This is a genomic window from Marivirga atlantica (assembly GCF_016734805.1).
Lineage (GTDB): Bacteria > Bacteroidota > Bacteroidia > Cytophagales > Cyclobacteriaceae > Marivirga > Marivirga atlantica.
Genome location: NZ_JAERQG010000002.1, coordinates 292,758 through 313,217, shown reverse-complemented (window position 1 = coordinate 313,217; position 20,460 = coordinate 292,758). Strand labels below are relative to the sequence as shown.

17 protein-coding genes are annotated in these 20,460 nt (G+C 36.0%); all 17 read right to left on the bottom strand.

Features of this window, described 5'->3' with window-relative positions; genetic code table 11:
* Positions 1–3,588, bottom strand: a complete 3,588-nt coding sequence (locus JKP34_RS08750; protein ID WP_201919857.1) for an ATP-binding protein — start codon at positions 3,586–3,588, stop codon at positions 1–3.
* A 163-nt stretch (positions 3,589–3,751) separates the two neighbouring features.
* On the bottom strand, positions 3,752–4,012 hold the full coding sequence (locus JKP34_RS08745) for a hypothetical protein (RefSeq protein WP_201919855.1): 261 nt from the start codon (positions 4,010–4,012) through the stop codon (positions 3,752–3,754).
* A gap of 49 nt (positions 4,013–4,061) precedes the next feature.
* Complete coding sequence (locus JKP34_RS08740) at positions 4,062–4,655, bottom strand: DUF420 domain-containing protein (protein ID WP_201919853.1); 594 nt, start codon at positions 4,653–4,655, stop codon at positions 4,062–4,064.
* Positions 4,655–5,230: a hypothetical protein gene (locus JKP34_RS08735; protein ID WP_201919850.1), complete on the bottom strand. Its 576-nt coding sequence runs from the start codon at positions 5,228–5,230 to the stop codon at positions 4,655–4,657. The genes JKP34_RS08740 and JKP34_RS08735 overlap by 1 nt, the downstream gene beginning before the upstream one ends.
* 106 nt (positions 5,231–5,336) lie before the next feature.
* Positions 5,337–5,669: a cytochrome C oxidase subunit IV family protein gene (locus JKP34_RS08730; RefSeq protein WP_201919848.1), complete on the bottom strand. Its 333-nt coding sequence runs from the start codon at positions 5,667–5,669 to the stop codon at positions 5,337–5,339.
* Positions 5,670–5,682: 13 nt separating this feature from the next.
* Positions 5,683–6,426, bottom strand: coding sequence for a cytochrome c oxidase subunit 3 (locus JKP34_RS08725; RefSeq protein WP_201919845.1), 744 nt, complete (start codon positions 6,424–6,426; stop codon positions 5,683–5,685).
* 21 nt (positions 6,427–6,447) lie between these two features.
* Positions 6,448–7,041, bottom strand: coding sequence for a cytochrome c oxidase subunit 3 (locus JKP34_RS08720; RefSeq protein ID WP_201919843.1), 594 nt, complete (start codon positions 7,039–7,041; stop codon positions 6,448–6,450).
* A 1-nt stretch (position 7,042) separates the two neighbouring features.
* Positions 7,043–7,945, bottom strand: coding sequence for a heme o synthase (cyoE, locus tag JKP34_RS08715; RefSeq protein ID WP_201919841.1), 903 nt, complete (start codon positions 7,943–7,945; stop codon positions 7,043–7,045).
* The gene (locus tag JKP34_RS08710) at positions 7,932–9,029 is read right to left on the bottom strand and encodes a COX15/CtaA family protein (RefSeq protein WP_201919839.1); all 1,098 of its coding nucleotides are present in this window, start codon (positions 9,027–9,029) and stop codon (positions 7,932–7,934) included. The genes cyoE and JKP34_RS08710 overlap by 14 nt, the downstream gene beginning before the upstream one ends.
* Positions 9,010–10,881, bottom strand: a complete 1,872-nt coding sequence (locus tag JKP34_RS08705; protein ID WP_201919837.1) for a cytochrome c oxidase subunit I — start codon at positions 10,879–10,881, stop codon at positions 9,010–9,012. Before JKP34_RS08705 ends, JKP34_RS08710 begins: the two co-directional genes overlap by 20 nt.
* Positions 10,882–10,900: 19 nt before the next feature.
* Positions 10,901–11,950 carry a cytochrome c oxidase subunit II gene (locus JKP34_RS08700; RefSeq protein WP_201919835.1) on the bottom strand — a complete coding sequence of 350 codons (1,050 nt, stop codon included), beginning with the start codon at positions 11,948–11,950 and terminating at the stop codon, positions 10,901–10,903.
* A gap of 23 nt (positions 11,951–11,973) precedes the next feature.
* Complete coding sequence (locus tag JKP34_RS08695; RefSeq protein ID WP_201919833.1) at positions 11,974–13,365, bottom strand: quinol:cytochrome C oxidoreductase; 1,392 nt, start codon at positions 13,363–13,365, stop codon at positions 11,974–11,976.
* A 26-nt stretch (positions 13,366–13,391) separates the two neighbouring features.
* A complete protein-coding gene (locus tag JKP34_RS08690) occupies positions 13,392–14,030 on the bottom strand; it encodes a c-type cytochrome (RefSeq protein ID WP_201919831.1) in 639 nt (212 codons plus the stop codon).
* A gap of 16 nt (positions 14,031–14,046) precedes the next feature.
* Positions 14,047–14,571 (bottom strand): DUF3341 domain-containing protein, encoded by a 525-nt coding sequence (locus JKP34_RS08685; RefSeq protein WP_201919830.1) that lies wholly within the window; start codon positions 14,569–14,571, stop codon positions 14,047–14,049.
* A 2-nt stretch (positions 14,572–14,573) separates the two neighbouring features.
* On the bottom strand, positions 14,574–15,947 hold the full coding sequence (nrfD, locus tag JKP34_RS08680) for an NrfD/PsrC family molybdoenzyme membrane anchor subunit (RefSeq protein WP_201919828.1): 1,374 nt from the start codon (positions 15,945–15,947) through the stop codon (positions 14,574–14,576).
* Positions 15,948–15,965: 18 nt separating this feature from the next.
* Positions 15,966–19,073: a TAT-variant-translocated molybdopterin oxidoreductase gene (locus tag JKP34_RS08675; RefSeq protein WP_201919826.1), complete on the bottom strand. Its 3,108-nt coding sequence runs from the start codon at positions 19,071–19,073 to the stop codon at positions 15,966–15,968.
* A gap of 32 nt (positions 19,074–19,105) precedes the next feature.
* Positions 19,106–20,377 (bottom strand): c-type cytochrome, encoded by a 1,272-nt coding sequence (locus tag JKP34_RS08670; RefSeq protein WP_201919824.1) that lies wholly within the window; start codon positions 20,375–20,377, stop codon positions 19,106–19,108.
* Between the last annotated feature and the right edge of the window lie 83 nt (positions 20,378–20,460).

The following is a 20,460-nucleotide window of genomic DNA, read 5'->3' as shown; positions in this document are numbered from 1 at the left end:
CTAATCCATTTTTTGTAATTCTATAAAGAAGGTAGTTCCCATACCTTCTTCACTTTCAACCCAAATTTTGCCACCTGCATATTCTATTCCTCTTTTGGCTATAGCTAGACCTATTCCTGAGCCTTCTTCCTTTGTTGTAAAATTAGGTAAGAAAATTTTATGCAGTAGATCATTAGGAATGCCTACCCCATTATCTTTAAAACTAACAATTACTTTATTTTTACTAACTGTTAACTCTACTTCTATAGATAATGGTCCCTCTGATTTAGCACTCTGTAAGGCGTTGATTAACATATTGTTGAAAATTCTTTCAACTATCTTTTTATCTACTAATGCATAAACCTCCTGATTAGGCATTTTAAGCTTCAAATCGTTATTATCGGCTTTAAAAAGACTAACTACTTTATTAAGTATTTCTGAAATATTGGTTCTGTCATTATCCGGGATTGGCATTTTGGCGAAAGACGAAAATGAAGTAGCAATGTCACTAAGGTTATCAACCTGGGATAAAATACTTCTAATCTTATCTTCTGCCTGCGTATTCTTGTTGTCCTCTCCTTCAAGTCTCATTAGCAAATGCTGCAATGAAAGCTTCATAGGTGTTAAAGGATTCTTAATTTCATGGGCCACTTGTTGTGCCATTTCACGCCATGCAGACTCTTTTTCCGTTTTTGCTAAAGCCAGTTTACTTTTCTCAAGCTTTAGAAGCATTTGGTTATACTCACTAATTAATAAACCAATTTCATCCTCAACAGGCCAATTGAGCGGTTCGTTACCTTCCGATAAATTCACTTTCGCTAATTTATTTTTCAGTAAAACGAGCGGCTGAGTAAGTATTTTGGTAGCTGTATAAGCCAACATAATAAAGATGATAAAACTGGCTACAAAGATGTTAAATACATTTGTTAGCAAGTTTGCTAACAAGCTGTCGTACTCTTTGCTTGATTTGAAGAAAGGGCTGGACAAAATCGCTATTAACTCACCCGAGTTATACGAATAAATGGCTGAATAAGCTGTTTTGTAATTAAGTTCTCCAATTTGTTCATCTAATGTAAAAAGCTTTTGATCATTAAAACTTATGTCGGCATATGCTTTATGATTGATATATGGAGAAAGCAAATTCTTCTCAAATATTTGCGGTTGACTAGTAATCAGCAACTTACCATTCAGGTTAAATAGGTTCAAGTCACTATTCACCATTTTGGTAGTATTCAGCAGTTCGTTGTTTAAATCCTCTCTGCTAATACTTCCATTTTTATAATCTATAATAGTTGAAGTAAGATGGTCACCTACTCTGTTTATTCTTTCCTGATAAGATTTTACAATGTCCTGAAGGAAGGTGACATTAACAAAACTTATGGTGCTGATACTGATGGATAACAAAGGAATTAAAAATGCCAAAGAGAAAAAAAGTTGAATCTTGGCGCTCAGGCCTATTTTCCGCTCTTCCGCAATAGCCCTTGCAAAATAGTAAATAGAGAAAAGTAGTATTACGGTAAAACAAAGAATAAAGAAGTACGAGAATTTTGAGAAAATGGAAAGTACATTTTCCCTTTGTTCACCAAAAATTATCGTTTGATTACCATTAATAAAACTGGTTGTCTTTACACCTTCCAAATTTAATTCAATCTGTTTTTCCTGATTAGTTTGAAGAACATTGGGAAAGTCAACAGTACCAACTTTATAATTCAAACTATCATTTTGATATAAAGCGTAGTTATAAGGAACCTCTTGTACATTAGGTACAAAGCGTTTATCAACCAGCAGTTCAGGAAAAACATTATCAGGTTGTATTTTCTTTGGTATTAACTCAATAGAAATAGTAGCTAGCGTATAGTTCGCTAATTTTACTTCATACAAATACACATACTTTTTAGTAACACGTGTTTCATCATTTCCACCGATTAAATAAAGCTTTATTCCTCCTCTTAAATTTTTACTACTTAACTGGTTGCTTGAAAATTTTGATGAAAAATCAATCGATTTTGACGGATAAAGCGCGTTACCTTCAGCATCATAAACGGAAACGACCTTATCATACTTATCGAAGTAATCACTCAAATAATACTTCTCTATTTTGTTAATAACTGAGCTGTACGGTGTTATTGGTAACAGAAATTGATTCTTAATTTGCCTATCAGCTCTTAAACTTTCATCCATTTGAGTTATCAGATATTCCGCCAGAACATCATTATCATTAAAAAGTCTGTTAGCATAGCTCGACATGTCATTACGTTTCTGAAAACCTTCCAGATAGTAAGTTGACCAGGCAGCTGTTGTAGAAATGGCTGATACTATTAAAAATAGATAAATGAAGCTGATAAAGCTTAACCTCTTTAACTGTCTGTTAAGTCTTAGAAAATGCACCAAAAAGTTTAATAGCAGTACTATGATGCCAATCCATAAAAAGGGTGCTTTAATGGAAACGGCAAAAACAATGAAAAGACCTAAGCCCAAGGATTGATCTCTAAGAAATACACTAGCAGATGGCACATTTTGTTCCTGCCACTTATGAATCCATTGAACTATATAAAAAACAAACAGGCCAAAAAGTAAAAAAGTAAGTATACTTAACACCTGAAACATATCAGGGTTGATGGTATTACCAATATCCAAACCCCACTGAGAGTGCTTATATATAAGCTCTATAAACCCATAAATAAAAAGGAAAATAGTGTAAGAGGCAAAAGACAAGAATAGCGAAAGCTTAAAATTATAGTTGAGCTTCTTTATACTCACTAATCGCTGAAGATAATCTAGCACAAAAGTTCCTGTAATGAACAATAAGATACTATTAATTAAAAGTGCTCCGAACGAGGGATTTAGAATAGAGGAAGCAAAAAACCTTGGATTAAACAAAGCTACTTCCTCAGACTTGAAAGGAAAAGATAAAGGCCACATCAGCAGACGCAAAAAAATCATTGCAAAAATGAATTGTAGCAAGGCAAAGGTTGGCTTACGCTTTAGCAAACTTTTACAATTTCTCCATATAAGCAATAATAAGAGGAAGTACGATATTACTTCCAGCACAATTATTAAAATGTGTAAAACTTCATTATGATTGGTAAAATCATTGCCTAACTGAATATAAAATAATATTTCTCCTGATTTGCTCTTTATTTCATATGCATCTTTAGCCGAACTTGCTCTTAGCTTAATATTCTCTTGACTGAAAATATCATTATTATAATGAGGTTGCACATAATCATTGTTGACAGTATAATTAGTAAAAAGCTTACACACGAATAAAAGAACAACATCCGTTTGATCGGATTTACGGGCAAGTATTAGATACTGCCCTGCCTGATTATTATAAAAATGCCAACCTTCAGTGAAATTATCTTCAATTTCCTGTAGTACTACCTCATCTTTCCAAAAAACCAATCTTCCTGATTTATAAACATAAAATGGAAAATCAGTTTTAATATTGGTTAATGCATTGAAATCAAAATCCTTATTATCTTTTAAATAGCCCAGAACCTTGAGTTCATCGGCCTGCATTTGCTTCATCCCCTTATTTAGAGAGTTCTGAGTATCTTCTATAAAATCCTGATAATCTGACTCTAGATGATGATAAAAACTCCTCAACCCAATGATTGAAAGGATTAATATGACGAGGGCAAGAAGGTATAGTCTATTGTGTCTCAACATTAATTCCTAAAATATGAATTTATCCAACAATAATCATACTGGAGTTAATTTGAGTGATGATTTAGATCAATAACGAAGTTGGACGGATTAATATAAGTAACTAGCTCACAATTCTGTCCTTAATATTAATTTTAACTTTCTGCTTTTTACTTTGGCGATACCACAAATACCCAATTATAGCAATCACTAAATAGGGGGTGGCGAAAAGATATAAGATTCCAATATTTAACCCATTGGCTATTCCGGCCTCTCCATTACTTACATTATTTTCAACTGTAGCCCTACACATGGCACATTGAGCCATCAACTCTTGGGTTAGTGTAAATAGGAATAAAATAAGTAAGCTTAAAAGTTTTTTCATTTTACAGTGCTTTAAGAATAAACTTCCGTGAATAACCTAAAGTTCCCTTTCAATGGAGATAGTATGGACTAATCATTAAGTAAACTATCACCCCGGTAATTGAAACATAGAGCCATATAGGGAAAGTCCATTTCACCACTTTTTTATGTTTCTCAATTTTATTAGTCAGTGCGAAATACATGGCAAACAGAACAAAAGGCACCACAACAGCTGCTAACAATATATGTGATAATAATATGACTACATAAAGCTGTCTTATCCAACTGCCGATAGACTCCATTTCTGAATCTTGTAGAATGCCGTCTCCATTGATATCACCAAAGACTGTAGAATCAGCTGAAGAGTGGTAAAGGACATAGGACACCAGAAAAATACTTCCCATTGTGAAAGCGGTTGACATCATCAACCTGTGGGCTTTAATATTTTTTTGTTTAATAAAATAGAAACCTAAGAGAAGAGCCAAAGCTGTCGCTGAATTTAAAACAGCATTTAAATCCGGGAGCAAGTAAACCCAACTACCTATTTCTAATTTTTGGGGGAGATACAACAAAACGGCAACCACCGCAGGAATTGCAATTGAAAGCACCCATATTAAGGTTTTATAGGATTTTTTAGAGTCTAATTGTTGTTTGGTATTTTCCATTATCTATTACTTAATAGCACATTCACTTCTAGAATCAACCTGTCTACATCTTTTGTTTCAAAGGCATTATAATAGCCTCGTATATTCAATGAATCATCAAGCAGTACAAGTGTTTCAGATGTATTAATTATTTCCTCGCTGGGATGAGTTCCCTTGTATGATGGAGTGGGTAAAACAAAAATACAATCTTTTAAATCAGAAGCTGTGGTATATAAGATACTATAATTAGCAATTTGGTAGTTTGTTAATGACAATTCTTGAGGTTGTTGAATTGAATCATAATTATTAAATGCATGCACATTAATATCTACCTTGTTTTTTAAAGCTATTAAAGTTCTATTAAGCTCATTTTTTAGTGGCTGATTATCCCTACTAAAATCTGGAAATAAAATCAAGTTGAGCTGATCATCAAATATATCTGCCAGATTAATTGAATCACCGTTCGAGTAGTTTAAGAAATTATATGAACCCCTATTATTAGCATATGAAGTAGCGCAGCCTTCTACATTATCCTTAAAAAAATAAGGAAGGTCATACTCATTCTGCCCATAAAACCTTAAAAAAAGGTAGAGCAAAACAGGAAAGCTTATAGTGATTAATAATATAAAAAACTTCTTACTACCCATACATAAAAAAATCAGGTCCTAAAGACCTGATTTTAACTTTAAAATTTGTTTATAATTAGTAGCCGAATCTGGTAGTGAAAATTGCTTCTCCTTCAACCATAAGTGCTACTATAAGCCACATAATCAAAATTAACGGAATTAAGATTGACCAGATCAATGATTTCTGCTCATGCTTTAAGTGCATGAACTCAGCAACTATATAAAAAGCTTTAACAATTGTTAAACCAAAGAAAATACTTGTAAGCAATACTCCTCTTGGCATTGTAAAAGCAAAGATAAATTCAACTAAAGTCACTGCTCCTAAAATACCCGCAACTCTCCAAATCTTATTGATCTTCTCCTTATCTACAGGCTGTACCTGTACGTTATTAGTTTCTTCGTTTTGCATATCTTTAGAATATTTAAATCAAGTAAAAAAGTGTAAATACGAATACCCAAACAAGGTCTACAAAGTGCCAATAAAGACCAGTTTTCTCTACCATTTCATAATGACCTCTTTTATCGTAAGTACCTACTACCACATTAAAGAAAATGATAAAGTTTATAACAACACCACTAAATACGTGGAAGCCATGGAAGCCTGTTATAAAGAAAAAGAGATCAGCAAAAAGTGGTGGACCATATTGGTTTTGAGTTAGGTTTGCCCCAAAGAAAGAAGTTCCTTCAGCTACTGCATCACCTGACATTGCACCATGGATAAAGTGACTCCATTCCCAAGCCTGACAAGCTAAAAATGTTAAACCACCAATGATTGTCCAAAGCATCCATTTAATAACATTTTTTCTATCCATTCTATGGCCAGCCTCTACTGCAAGCACCATAGTTACACTACTAAGAATTAGAATAAATGTCATAATTCCCACAAATACTAGTGGAGCGTGAACACCATGTAAGAATGGAACTGCTTCAAATACCTTTTCTGGTATTGGCCAATATTCTTGGCTGAAAGTAAAGTCTTCAACTGCACCTGCATATGCCGGATGTGCGTAACGTATTAAACCGTAAGTAATTAGGAGGGCTGAAAATGAAAAAGCATCTGATAATAGGAAAAACCACATCATTAGCTTTCCATAACTTGCTTTCATGGGAGCTATTCCCCCTTTCCATGCATTTTTAGCCGAATCAATAGTAGCAGTAGTTGCCATAAATTTAGCGTTCGATTTTGATTAATGATTTAGTAACAAAAATATATATAAATATAGCCAAAGTCCATCTAAAAAATGCCAATATGTAGTACACATTTCCATTTTGACCATATTTTTAGAATGTACATTAAATTTAAAAGCCGAAAATAACATAATTAAAATAAAAATCACCCCTGTTATAAGGTGAAAAGCATGCATACCTGTAAGGACATATAGAAATGACCCAGCAGGATTACCAACAAAATAAACATCGATGGCTACAAGATCACCCCAAGATAAATATTGACCCACCAAGAACGATATAGCAAATACAGCGGTAATCACCATATAGACCTTTAAACTCTTAAAATTGTCTTTTTTAGCTGCTCTGTAAGCCAATTGCATGCTTATACTACTGAGCACAAGTAAAATAGTATTGCGTAAAAAGCTTACGGGTAAATCATAAATAAGCCAGTCTCCTTCGGCCTGTCTAACTATATAGGCACTAGTTAAAGCGGCAAATATCATCACTATGCTCACTATAAATAACCACAATGCAAACTTTAAAGGATGCATCGACAAGGTTTTAGTATTGGACTGAGCCATTCTCTGTTTTAAATTAATTGACTTATCCATTTTATAATTTATCAAGTAAATAAGCGATTTGAACTATTGGTAAATAAAGAAAGGAGCCAAACATAATTTTCAAAGCTGCTTCCTTTGTACATTCTTTCATTAAGTAGAATGTCTGACTCAAAAATAACACACCGCAAATGGTCACAACAAAAGCAGAGTGTATTCCGGTTATCCCAAATTGACTTGGCAAAAGCCCCAGAGGTATAAGGAATAATGTATAAATCATTATCTGTATAGCAGTGTTTAAATCTTTCTTTCCTCCTGAAGGAAGTAATTTAAATCCAGCTTTCTTATAATCTTCATCAGCCACCCACGCTATGGCCCAAAAATGTGGAAATTGCCAAATAAACTGAATACCAAAGATGATCCAAGCCTCTATTCCGAAACTATTAGTAGCTGCTACCCACCCCAATAATGGAGGTAAAGCACCTGGAATTGCTCCTACAAAAACGGCAATCGGGCCCACTCTTTTCAGAGGTGTGTAAACAAAACTATATAGAATAAGTGAAGCTAACGATAGAATAACAGTAGCAGGATTTGTATAAATATAAAGTAGCGACAAGCCTCCCATTCCTGAAATTGCCGCAATATATATTGCGTCATTTTTTGAAAGCACATTGGTAGGTAGCGGTCTATTCTTGGTCCTGTCCATTAGTTTATCATAGGATACCTCAAGAATTTGATTAATTGTAACAGCAGAACCAGATACAAAAAACCCTCCTAATGAAAGCATAGTCAATACCATCCAATCAATGGTACTACCACTAAAACCTAAAACATAACCAAAGGCAGAACTAAAAGCTACTAAAAAACTTAGCCTTGGCTTTAACATAGTCCAAATAGCTTTCAACTTAACATTGAAAGCTATATTATTATCTAAACTATGCGCTTTATGATACTGCATAGACATTTTCTTTAACTCTACGTTTAATATTTGTCACTAATAATAACATATAAAACTGCCAACCTATAAGGAGCGTTCCGAGCAACAAATGTAAGGGTTGAATCCAAAAAGGAATAGCAAAATATGCCATTATTGCTCCACTTAATATTTCAACTATAAATAAGGTTACTAAGATTTTCGTATAACCAACCAATAGATTTGATTCTGAGTTCGCTTTCCGCAGAAAATAAAATAACAGAATTGAAATAGCTAAAAGTAGTAATGAGAACGATCTGTGCACTATGAATATAAGGCCTAAATTGTCTATCCAATTATCTCTCTGTGAGTTTCCTAATTGCTCAGCAACAATATCTAATGATTCTCTCACCTGCGTCCCAAATACAATTTGGATTAATAGTAAAGCAATACCTACTATAAGCAAAGCACTAATTGTTCCTCTTCTATTTACTGTAGCGACTACTACTGATTTCTGATGGCTATAATAATAAAGCGCAATTAATAAGCATACTATTACAAGTGCTAAAATCATGTGCAATGTAATCAGCCATTGCAATAGGTTTGTTGACACTACTACTGAGCCTAGCCAACCTTGAATTAGCACAGTTATGAAACTCACTAAAGCTAACCAAAAGATTACGCGCTTTGATTTTACATATTTAAATGAGCCCACTAACAATAGTACAATTAAAAAACCGACCACTACACCAATCAATCTATTGATATATTCTGTCCAGGTCTTGGAGGCATTAAACTCAGCTTCTTCTCTGATACTTTCATCAGCTAGAATCATCTGCCCTATTTCACCATAGCCAAACAAATCTAGGTATTTAGCAAACCTGACATTCTTCTCATGTCTGTAGTTAGAATAAAATTGCTGATAATCGGATGGTAACTCTGTAACACTTGTTGGTGGTACCCAGTTTCCAAAACATTTTGGCCAGTCTGGACAACCCATACCTGACCCAGTGCTTCTTACAATACCTCCGGCAAGTATTAAAAGGAAAACAGCTATTACCGTAACTGTGGTTAGTTTACGATAATAGCTGCTTACTAAATATTTAGAATTAGGCCTCTGCTCCTGCATTATCTTTTTTGCTTACTACTTCCTTCTTAGCAAGCTCTTGCTCATGTGGCAAGTTAGATTCAGGTGTTTCAGATAATGGAATATGCTGTGGAATAAAATCCTCTTCGGCACCTGGCTTACTATAATCGTAAGGCCATCTGTAAACCGTAGGAATTTCACCAGGCCAGTTTCCGTGTCCAGGCTCAATTGGCGCAGTCCATTCTAATGTGTTAGATCTCCAAGGGTTTTGAGGTGCTTTTCTACCTCTAAACATGCTATAGAAGAAGTTAAAAAGGAATATAAACTGAGCTGTTACAGTAACAATAGCTGCAATACTTACAAACATATTTAAGTCCGTATAAGAGCTAAAGGCATCAAAATTAGTCCATGAATAATATCTTCTTGGGAAACCTGCAATACCAATATAATGCATTGGGAAGAATATCATGTAAACACCAATGAAGGTGAACCAGAAGTGAATATATCCTAGTTTCTCATCCATCATTCTACCAAACATCTTAGGGAACCAGTGATAAACACCAGCTAATAACCCAAATATTGATAAACTACCCATTACTAGGTGAAAGTGAGCTACTACGAAGTAAGTATCGTGTAATTGGATATCGATAACCGAGTTACCAAGGAAGATACCTGTTAGACCACCTGAGATAAAGAAAGACACCAAACCAATTGAGAACAAAGTGGCAGGAGTAAATATGATATTACCTTTCCAAAGTGTAGTCAGGTAGTTAAATACTTTAACAGCAGAAGGAATTGCAATAATTAAAGTTAAGAACATGAATACAGATCCTAAGAAAGGGTTTAATCCTGACACAAACATATGGTGAGCCCAGACAACGAATGACAGTACTGTAATTCCTAACATAGAACCGATCATCGCTCTATAACCAAATATTGGCTTTCTAGAATTAGTTGCGATAATTTCAGAAGTAATACCCAAGGCTGGTAACAATACAATATATACTTCAGGGTGACCTAAGAACCAGAATAAATGCTGGTAAAGTATCGGACTACCACCCATATTAGGTAAAGCCTCACCACCAATATAGATTTCTGATAAGTAGAATGATGTTCCAAAACTTCTATCAAAAACTAATAATAAAGCAGCAGCAAATAATACAGGGAAAGATAAAAGTCCAATTACAGCAGTTAAAAAGAATGCCCAGATTGTTAAAGGCAATCTAGTGAATGACATTCCCTGCGTTCTTAAGTTAATAACGGTAGTAATATAGTTAATACCTCCTAATAACATAGATACGATAAAGAACACCATGGCAACAAGCCACAAGGTCATACCTAATTGAGAACCTTGAATAGCCTGTGGTAAAGCACTTAATGGTGGATATACAACCCAACCACCAGCAGCAGGACCTGTCTCAATAAAGATTGAAGACATCATTACCACACTAGACAAGAAAAAGAACCAGTATGATAACATATTCATGAATCCCGATGCCATATCTCGGGCACCAATCTGCAATGGAATTAGGTAATTACTGAATGTACCACTTAAACCAGCAGTCAACACAAAGAATACCATAATAGTACCATGCATAGTAACTAGTGCCAAGTAAAATTCAGCATCCAATTTTCCTGCTTCTGTAATCCATCCGCCTAATAAAGGACGTAACCACTCAAGTTGCATTTCCGGGAAACCTAGCTGGAGTCTGAATATAACAGACATACCTACACCAATTAATCCCCAAAGAATACCAGTTATTAAGAACTGCTTACCAATCATTTTATGATCGGTAGTGAAAATATATTTTGATATAAAGCTTTGCTCGTGATCGTGATGCTCATCGTGATGAGTATCCTGACCTATTTTTACTTCTGCTGCCGCTGTTGACATAACTTTTATTTTTAGTTATTTATTTCGCTAACTCGTTGTTATCAATTCCTGTTTTTAAAAGTGCCATCTCTTTTAATTCTGAAGGCACTTCTGATAGGTAATCAGGGTTTCTCTTTAAGAATGACTCCTGTTCCTTATACCACTCTCTATACGCTTCCGGCTCCAATACAACCAGATTCTTTTTCATAGAAAAGTGACCTTTACCACATACTTCAGTACATGCTATCTCATAATTAAATTCAGGATCATTCAATTCTTCTCTCATTTCTTCAGTTGTTTTAGTAGCTGTGAAAGTAAAAGAAGTTGGCATACCTGGTACAGCATCCATTTTCAATCTGAAATGAGGAGCAAAAACACTGTGTAGTACATCCTTTGCTCTAATATTAAATGTAACCGGTTCTCCCTTTGGAATTACCATTTCCCTGTAAGTGAAATCATCATATGCTGCCTTATCTGTGAAATCAATTCCAAAAGAATTAACCGCATCAATTTTCATGTAATCATAATTACCTAACTCACCATCAAGACCAGGGTAACGTACATCCCATGCAAACTGATAACCCATAATTTCAATGTTATTGGTATTTTCTGGTGCCGGAGAAGTAATGTCAGACCACACTCTCCATCCAGTAAAAACCAAAACCGCAAGCACAACTGCCGGAATAAATGTCCATGCTACTTCCAGTTTGTTATTTTCAGGATAGAATAAAGCCTTTGAATCAGACTTATACTGGTATTTCCAGGCAAAGTAAAACAGTAAGATTTGAGTAAGTATAAATACAACTCCTGTTACTCCCATTGTTAACCAAAACATGAATTCATATTCTGATCCATGTGCTGAAGCAACTGGTAACTGATAATTATTGTATTCCTTAAATGAATACCAAAAGAATAATATACCAGCGCCAATAAGGAATACCATGAAGAAGGCTCCATTAAATCTGTTTGATCCAGTGGCAACTTTCTTGGAGTTTCCTTTGGCTACACCTATTAAAGATGAAATTCTAAATATTAGAAATAGAATAGCCAATAAAAGAACTACACCTAAACCAATAGCTAAATTGAACATATAATTTTCTATTAAATATTAATTTAAAATACGTGATGATGCTTTGCTTCTTCCAACATTGGGTGATTCTTAGCGACCAATGGCAACTTAGCAAGGCTTCTCAACGCCACAAATAAGAAGGCTACTCCAAACAGCATCGCCATCCCTATTTCTAAGAATCCGAAACCACCATCTTCCTTCATTACGCCAGGTGTAACCATTAAGTAAAAATCGAACCAGTGACCGATTAAAACCACTATTGTTACAATCTTTAAGAACACTGTATGACGTTTTGAATCTCTTGGCATGAAAACCAAGAATGGAAAGAAAAAGTTTAGTATCAGATTAACAAAGAACACAATGCTGTAATGATCACTTGTCATTCTTTCTATGAAGTAAACTGTTTCCTCAGGAATGTTAGAATAATAGATCAACATGAACTGAGAGAACCAGATATAAGTCCAGAAAATAGAGAATGCAAAAACAAATTTCCCTAAGTCATGCAGTACACCTGTATTCACCACTTTCAAGTAACCCGCTTCTTTTAATAGCACTGTTACTAAGGTAATAGCCGCTAAAGCAGTAACCCACCAGCTAGCAAATACATACCATCCAAACATGGTTGAGAACCAGTGTGTATCAATTGAAAGTATCCAATCCCAAGCTGATGTAGAAGAAGTAACAGCAAAGAATACAATGAAACCTGCTGATATATTTCTCAATTTTTTGAAATAGGCAGTACCGCCATTCATATCTTCCTCTAAAGATTTTGAACGAATCCAACGGAACATTAAATACCATACTACAAAGTAAACTACCATTCTACCTATAAAGAAAGGTGTATTCAAATAACCCTCTTTACCAGCAATAATAGGATCATACATTGGACTCGATGTATCGTATAAATACTCATGAGTCCAATGAAAAATATCGTGACCACCTACCAAGAAAATAATAAGTGTAAGTACACCACCAATTGGTAACCAACTACTGAAAGACATTGGTATTCTGATTAAGGCAGCAGACCAACCAGCTTGTGATACATATTGAATAGCTACAAAGAAGACTCCCAGAAGTGCCAACCCAACAAAATACATGTTGTTAATCCATAAACTGGCATAAATTCTCTTAAGCCAGCTAGGGTTTCCTGCATGCTCGCCATGGCCTTCACCATGTCCATCTTCGGCATGAGCCTCTTCCGCATGTGCAGGACCCTCAAAATGATCCTGATCAGCGTCTTCTGTTACGTGAGCACCCTCAGCATCTTGTGCCATGATAGCGCCATCATGCATTTCTTCAGCATGTTCACCACCTTCATGATGTCCTGAATTACTTGCAAAGTATGTTCCTAATCCTAATAATACAACACCTACAATCGCTACAATAGAAAGGGTTCTTTTCGCTTTCGAGGTAAATTCAAATTTTTCTTCAGCCATGATAAATTATCTTAAAACTGTTTCTATTATTCTTGATTTTGTAAGGTTTGTACATAACGAACGATTTTCCATCTGTCCGCTTGTTGTACCTGTGAAGCATGGGATCCCATTCTTCCTTTTCCATGCGTGATTACATGAAATATATGACCACCAGATACTTCTGCCACCCGGCCAACATTGTAAGCTGGTACACCTTTGAATACCCCTCCTACTTTTGCCGTTTCATCCATTGAACCACCACCTTTTTCACCGTGGCAGTGTGTACAATATTTCGTATACAGCACTTTACCTTCTTCAATTATTTGTTCGTTAGCCGGAAATGGATTCTTAAGAATCTTCGCAGCCAACTCTAAACTATCAGCAGGTAATCTGTAAGGTAACATGCCATTTTCTGAACGAGCCACTGTATTCTCTGCAGGAACTCTCATGTTCATTGAATGAGGATTGTTTGGATTAGAGCTATAATACTCACCATATTCATCATCATCTGATGATACCCATGCACCAGCATCCTTCTCAGTTATTTGGATTAATGGCTCATATGAAACGGCATGGTACATATTTGGAGCATACTCTGTTCCCGTATCGTCTTTTCCAGCCCCACATGAACCTAACACTAGGATAATAGCAGGGATAGAGAGGATTTTATAAGTAGTTTTCAACATCTTAAATGATTTCAACTTAAAATTTCTTTTCATTTACTTCTGAAGCACCTGAGCTTTTTAGAATCTCGTTAAGCTCTGCAACACTCTTTTTATTATTGGCTAAATCAATAGCCATAATGTGTTTATCATCAGTACTTCTGATATCAAAAGTTTTTGGTTTTCCGTAAGGCTTCAGGTTACTGATTACAAAGAAAGTACCTACCATTCCAAATGCAGCTAATAGTACTGTTACCTCAAAACCTACGGGTACAAAAGATGGAATTGCGATATGATCTTTACCACCAATAATCATTGGCCAGTCAATCCCCATCATATAAATCATCATGGTAAAGGCCAAAATGGTACCTGTTAAGCCAAACATAAATGCAGCTACAGATATTCTTGATCTTTTATAACCTAAAGCGTCATCTAAACCGTGAACTGGATAAGGCGTATAGCACTCATCAATTTTCACATCGCTTTCTCGTACTTTTTGAACAGCGCTTAACAAAGCTTCTTCCTGATCAAAAACACCGTATACGTAGTTTTTACCGCTTTCCATTGTTATTTCTTATTAGCAATTTCACCTGAACTAGATTTCAATACTGATTTCACCTCGGCCATGTTAATCACTGGGAAGAACTTAGCGAATGAGAAGAATAAAGTAAAGAATAAACCGAAACTGAATAGGTAGATACCCATATCATAAATTGTTGGGTGGAACATTGCCCAACTTGATGGTACATAATCTCTATGCAATGAGGTAACGATAATTACGAAACGCTCAAACCACATACCTATATTCACAACTATTGAGAGTGCGAAAGTAGCCCATAAACTTGTTCGGATCTTCTTGAACCAGAAAAGCTGTGGTGATATTACGTTACATGTCATCATTGATGCATATGCCCACCAGTAAGGTCCTGTAGCTCTGTTTAAGAAAGCATATTGCTCATACTGCACACCTGAATACCAAGCCATGAAAAGCTCAGTAATATAAGCAACACCCACAATTGAACCTGTAATCATAATAATGATGTTCATGAGCTCAATGTGATTGATGGTGATATAGTCTTCTAACTTATAAACCTTTCTTGTTATTAACATTAACGTTAATACCATGGCAAATCCAGAGAAGATCGCACCTGCCACGAAGTATGGCGGGAAGATTGTTGTATGCCAACCAGGTATTACTGAAGTGGCAAAGTCAAAAGATACAATGGTGTGTACAGAAAGTACAAGTGGAGTAGCTAAACCTGCTAATACCAGAGAAACGGTTTCGTATCTCTGCCACGTTTTAGCAGCTCCATCCCAGCCAAAGCTTAGTGCTCCATAAATAGCTCTTGAAATTTTATTTTGTGCCCTGTCTCTAATAGTGGCGAAATCAGGGATCAAACCGATATACCAGAATACAAGCGATACAGAGAAGTAAGTTGATATCGCAAAGAAATCCCAAAGTAGAGGAGAATGGAAGTTAACCCATAATGAACCCCATGTATTTGGTATTGGAACGAACCAATAAAAACTCAACCAAGGTCTACCTGTGTGTATTAAAGGGAATAACAAGGCACAGATTACAGCGAAGATAGTCATCGCCTCTGCAGCTCTGTTAATTGACGTTCTCCACTTCTGACGGAATAATAATAGTACGGCAGAAATCAGTGTTCCTGCGTGACCAATACCAACCCACCATACGAAGTTGGTAATATCCCATGCCCAACCGACAGTTTTATTAAGACCCCAAACACCGATACCATCCCAAAGAGTGATAGCCAGTGCATAACCACCTGTGAAAAGGGCTCCTAATGATATGGCCATTGCAGCCATCCATTTCGGATTTGGTTTGGCTTCCACATGCCTGCATATGTCATGCGAAACATCGTGGTAGCTTTTATTTCCAGTTACTAATACTTCTCTTACTGGTGAAGTGACTTCCATATTATATCAATTAAATAATTAAGCCTCGTTACTTTCTTTATCTTTATTTCTAACCTTAGTCATGTACCAAACATTTGGCGCAACTCTAAGCTCTTCCAATACATGGTAAGCTCTTTCATTATTCACCTCTTTAATAGGCTCCTCATCATGTTGCTTCAATTCTAAGTATTTAGAAATATTTGAATTAGGATTATTCAAATCTCCGAAGATGATCGCATCTGAAGGACAAGCCGTAGCACATGCTGTATTAACATCTTTATCTTCAAGCTCTCTCTTCTCCTTCTTAGCCTTCAACTTACCAGCCTGAATTCTCTGGATACACATTGAACATTTCTCCATTACCCCACGAGAACGTACGGTAACATCAGGGTTCAATACCATTTTACCTAATGTATTATTCATAGCTGAGTTCTTATCGAACTTGCTATTGTCATGGTATTTAAACCAGTTAAATCTTCTTACTTTATATGGACAGTTGTTCGCACAATATCTTGTACCCACACATCTGTTATAAGTCATTTGATTAAGTCCTTCAGAGCTATGTGTTGTAGCTGCAACAGGACAAACAGTTTCACACGGTGCATTATTACAATGCTGACACATCATCGGCTGGAATGTAACTTCAGGATTCTCTGCCGCTTCTTCTAACTCAGCATAAGATTCAGCACCTTTTTGTGAGCTATAGTATCTATCAACACGCATCCACTGCATATCTCTTCTGTTGATAACTTCTTGCTTACCAACTACAGGGATATTATTCTCTGACTGACATGCTACTGTACAAGCAGCACAACCAGTACAAGAGTTAAGATCGATTGCTAATCCCCAATGGTGATTATTGTATTTATGACCATTCCAAAGTGTTAATTTAGATGGAGATACAGCACCTTTGCTCGTTTCAACATGAGGTTGGAAATCACGCTTCCAGTTCTTCTTCTTGTATTCAGAAAGAAGTGTCTCCTGGATAACTGTTTCTCTACCCATGAAAGTCTGCTGCGTTTGAGTTTGAGCTAACTGATAATCACCAGCAACTCCTGCAACATTCACTTTTGAAGTTTTAGCCATTGACTGTGATCCGTTCAACGTACCGATGTAAGGATACACATCGAAACCGATGCCGTTTCCTACTTTACCAGCCATTTGACGACCATAACCTACTGCTAAACCGATGGTACCAATTGCCTGCCCTGGTTGAACCAATGCCGGAACTTCCATTGACTTACCATCAATTTCTAAAGTAATTAATGAGGTTTTTCCTTCAACAACTTTGATCCCAAGCTCATTGGCCATTTTCTGCGAAATGGTAGCATAGTTATCCCAAGCTGCTTTTGAAATCGGATCTGGTAATTCCTGTAACCAAGGGTTGTTAGCCTGGCTACCATCACCAATTGAAACCTTTTGATAGAAAGCAACTTCCAAACCTGAATTATTGGCTTTGTAGTTACTGTTAATTCTATTTGCTACTCCTGAAAAATCAACTGACTGAGCTGAAACTCCGGCTGATTCTTTCTTCATAGTTAAAACACCATTGAATAATGTTCTATCCCAAAAGATATCAAAAGTAGGCTCCTGGCTGGCGTAGAAACTGCTTTGCCAGTTATTTCTTAAATAGTCATAATATGAAGTGTTATTACCACTCCACTTTAAGAATGACTCTTGTGCTTGTCTTGTTTTAAACAATGGTGAAATGGTAGGCTGCGCCAAACTTAACTCACCATCTTTAGGCATGGCATCATTCCATGATTCAAGGAAATGATGATCAGGTACTACGTATGTAACTGCATTTGCCGTTTCATCCTTTCTGTCAGATGTAGAAACAGTCAACTTAACATTTTTCAATGCCTTTGCAAGCTCAGCACCTTTTGATGAATGATAAACAGGGTTAGCATTATATACAATTACTGCATCTACGCTACCTGCTTTCGCATCAGACATAAACTTATTAAAAGCTGCTTCGTCACCTTTTCTGTAGTGTACATGCTTACCTAAATCAAGTGTAGTACCGTAGTTGCCCAACATATTATTGATTCCATTAACCAATAATTGGATGTCTTTATCATTTGAACCAGCCACTACCAATGATTTACCTTTAGCTGCTACTAAATCTTTAGCTGCTTTGCTTACATTGGCTACATTTACTTTTGAAGCACTGATACCAGCATTGCCAGTCATTTTAGCTACTTCGTTATATAGAGCCGCCACAACCAAACCTTCCTGACTTGGTTTAATTGGTGTTCTATAATCAGCATTAGAACCAGTCAAAGATAAGTTAGTCTCAAACTGATAATGACGAGACATTTTCTTCTTCTTATCAGAAACCTTTCTCGTTTTACTATATTGTTTAGTATGTTCGATTGGAGAAATCCAAGTACCTAAGAAATCATTGTTGATACTAACAATAGCTTCCGCCTTACTGAAGTCGTAAGAAGGAATACCTCTAACACCAAACATCTCTTTATTAGCTTCTAATAATCCGTGAGCTGAAATAGCATCATACATGATGTGCTCAGTGTTTCCGAATTTATTAGAGAAATCTTCGATAGCCTTTAGAGTAGAAGGGCTATTGATTGTAGAAGATATTATTTTGATAGATCCACCTGCTGCACTAATGGCGTTAAGCTGATCCATTATTTCTTTGTCTATATCAGCCCAGTTTGCACTTACTCCATTTTTCAAAGGACCTTTTAGTCTCTCCTGATCATATAAAGAAAGTACTGAAGCTTCCACCTGAGCATTCACACCACCTTGAGTGATAGAAGACATTTTATTACCTTCTATTTTGATAGGCCTACCTTCTCTGGTTTTAACTACAATACTAGCGTAGTTTCCACCTTCCGTATAGGTTGAAGCATAATAATTAGCAATACCCGGATCAACAGAAACAGGTTTATTTAAATAAGGAATGGCTTTTCTAACGGGTGCTTCACAAGCGGCTAAAGAAGCTGCTGCTACACCAAAACCCATCATCTTCAAGAAATCTCTTCTTGAAGTGCTACCATTTTTGGCTTCCTTATCCTCATTTATAGGTAAATACTCTGGAAATTCTTTTTCAGCATTTGCAACAAATGAAGGTTCATTTGTTAATTGCTCTGTGCCTTTCCAATATGTTTTTTGCTGATTACTCATATCTATGATTAATGAAGTAAATTAGTTTTAAATTAATAATGACATTTAGAACACTCTAAACCACCGATGTCAACTACTTTTAGTTCGCCACCATCATGTGCTTTCACCAAGTCATTATAGTAATCATTTCCTTTTGTTTGAACTTGTGTTTCTCTATGACAATTGATACACCAGCCCATTGTTAAGGTATTCCACTGTTTTACAACAGCCATTTCCTCTATAGGTCCGTGACATGTCTGACACTCAATCTGCCCTACATTCACGTGTTGTGAGTGATTGAAATAAGCCAAATCAGGCAAGTTATGTACCCTGATCCACTCAATCGGCTTCGTATTATCGCCATACTCTCCTGTTTCAGGATCGTAATCAATAGCCGCATATATTTTAGCAATTTGCTTTGACTCTGTCTTAATTGCTGAGTGACAGTTCATACAGATGTTAGCAGAAGGTATGTTTGCACTCTTTGAAATCATTACGCCTGTGTGACAATACTGACACTCAATCTCATATTGACCGGCATGCAATTCGTGAGAGAATGCAATTGGCTGAGTTGGCTGATAACCTTGCTGAACACCTACAGTGTAAAGACCGTCTACCACATTTTTAACAACTATGATTGTAAAAAGGAAGATGATGAAAAATAAGAATCCATTACTTCTTACAAACTTATTAAGGTTAAATGTCTGGTTAACATATTCCTTATCAGCCTCCTCTAAATCCTCTTTATTGTTCACAAACTTTGTAAGCACCGTAATAATCATTGATAATACTACCAAGATCAATACTAACACTATTACAAAACCAGCAATGATTAAGTAAAGATATTCCTGAGGTATTCCGCCTCCGCCAGCAGGAGCTCCTTCGCCTCCAGCAGTTGTAGCAGTTTCCTCAACTGGTGGATTATCAGTCTGCTGTTTGATGTAACCTAATATGTTAAGTATTTGCTTATCCTCTAAGAAGTCGTGAGCAGGCATCACTGCTTTACCATACTCATTGTATAAATTCACCGCGTACTCATCACCACTGGCAATAACCTTTTGTGAATTCTTAATAAAATTAATTAACCAAGGGATTTCTCTTCTTTCGTAAACATTTTTCAATGCAGGGCCAACCACTACTTCATGCACTGCATGGCACTGCATACAGTTATTTTTGAATAGAGTCTGACCCTCAGAAATGGCTGCCTCTTCAGTAGGTAATTCCGCAGCTTGACTGTATGCTGAATTGATAGAAGTCAAGGAAAGGATATTCACCAAAAGGAATGCTATGAGAGATAAGCGAGTGATATACGTTTTTAAGGACATATTTAATTGTTCATTTAGCATTTAAGAACACTAATTTTTAAGACGGTACAAATCTACTACCCGCGCTTTTTATTTCAAATACA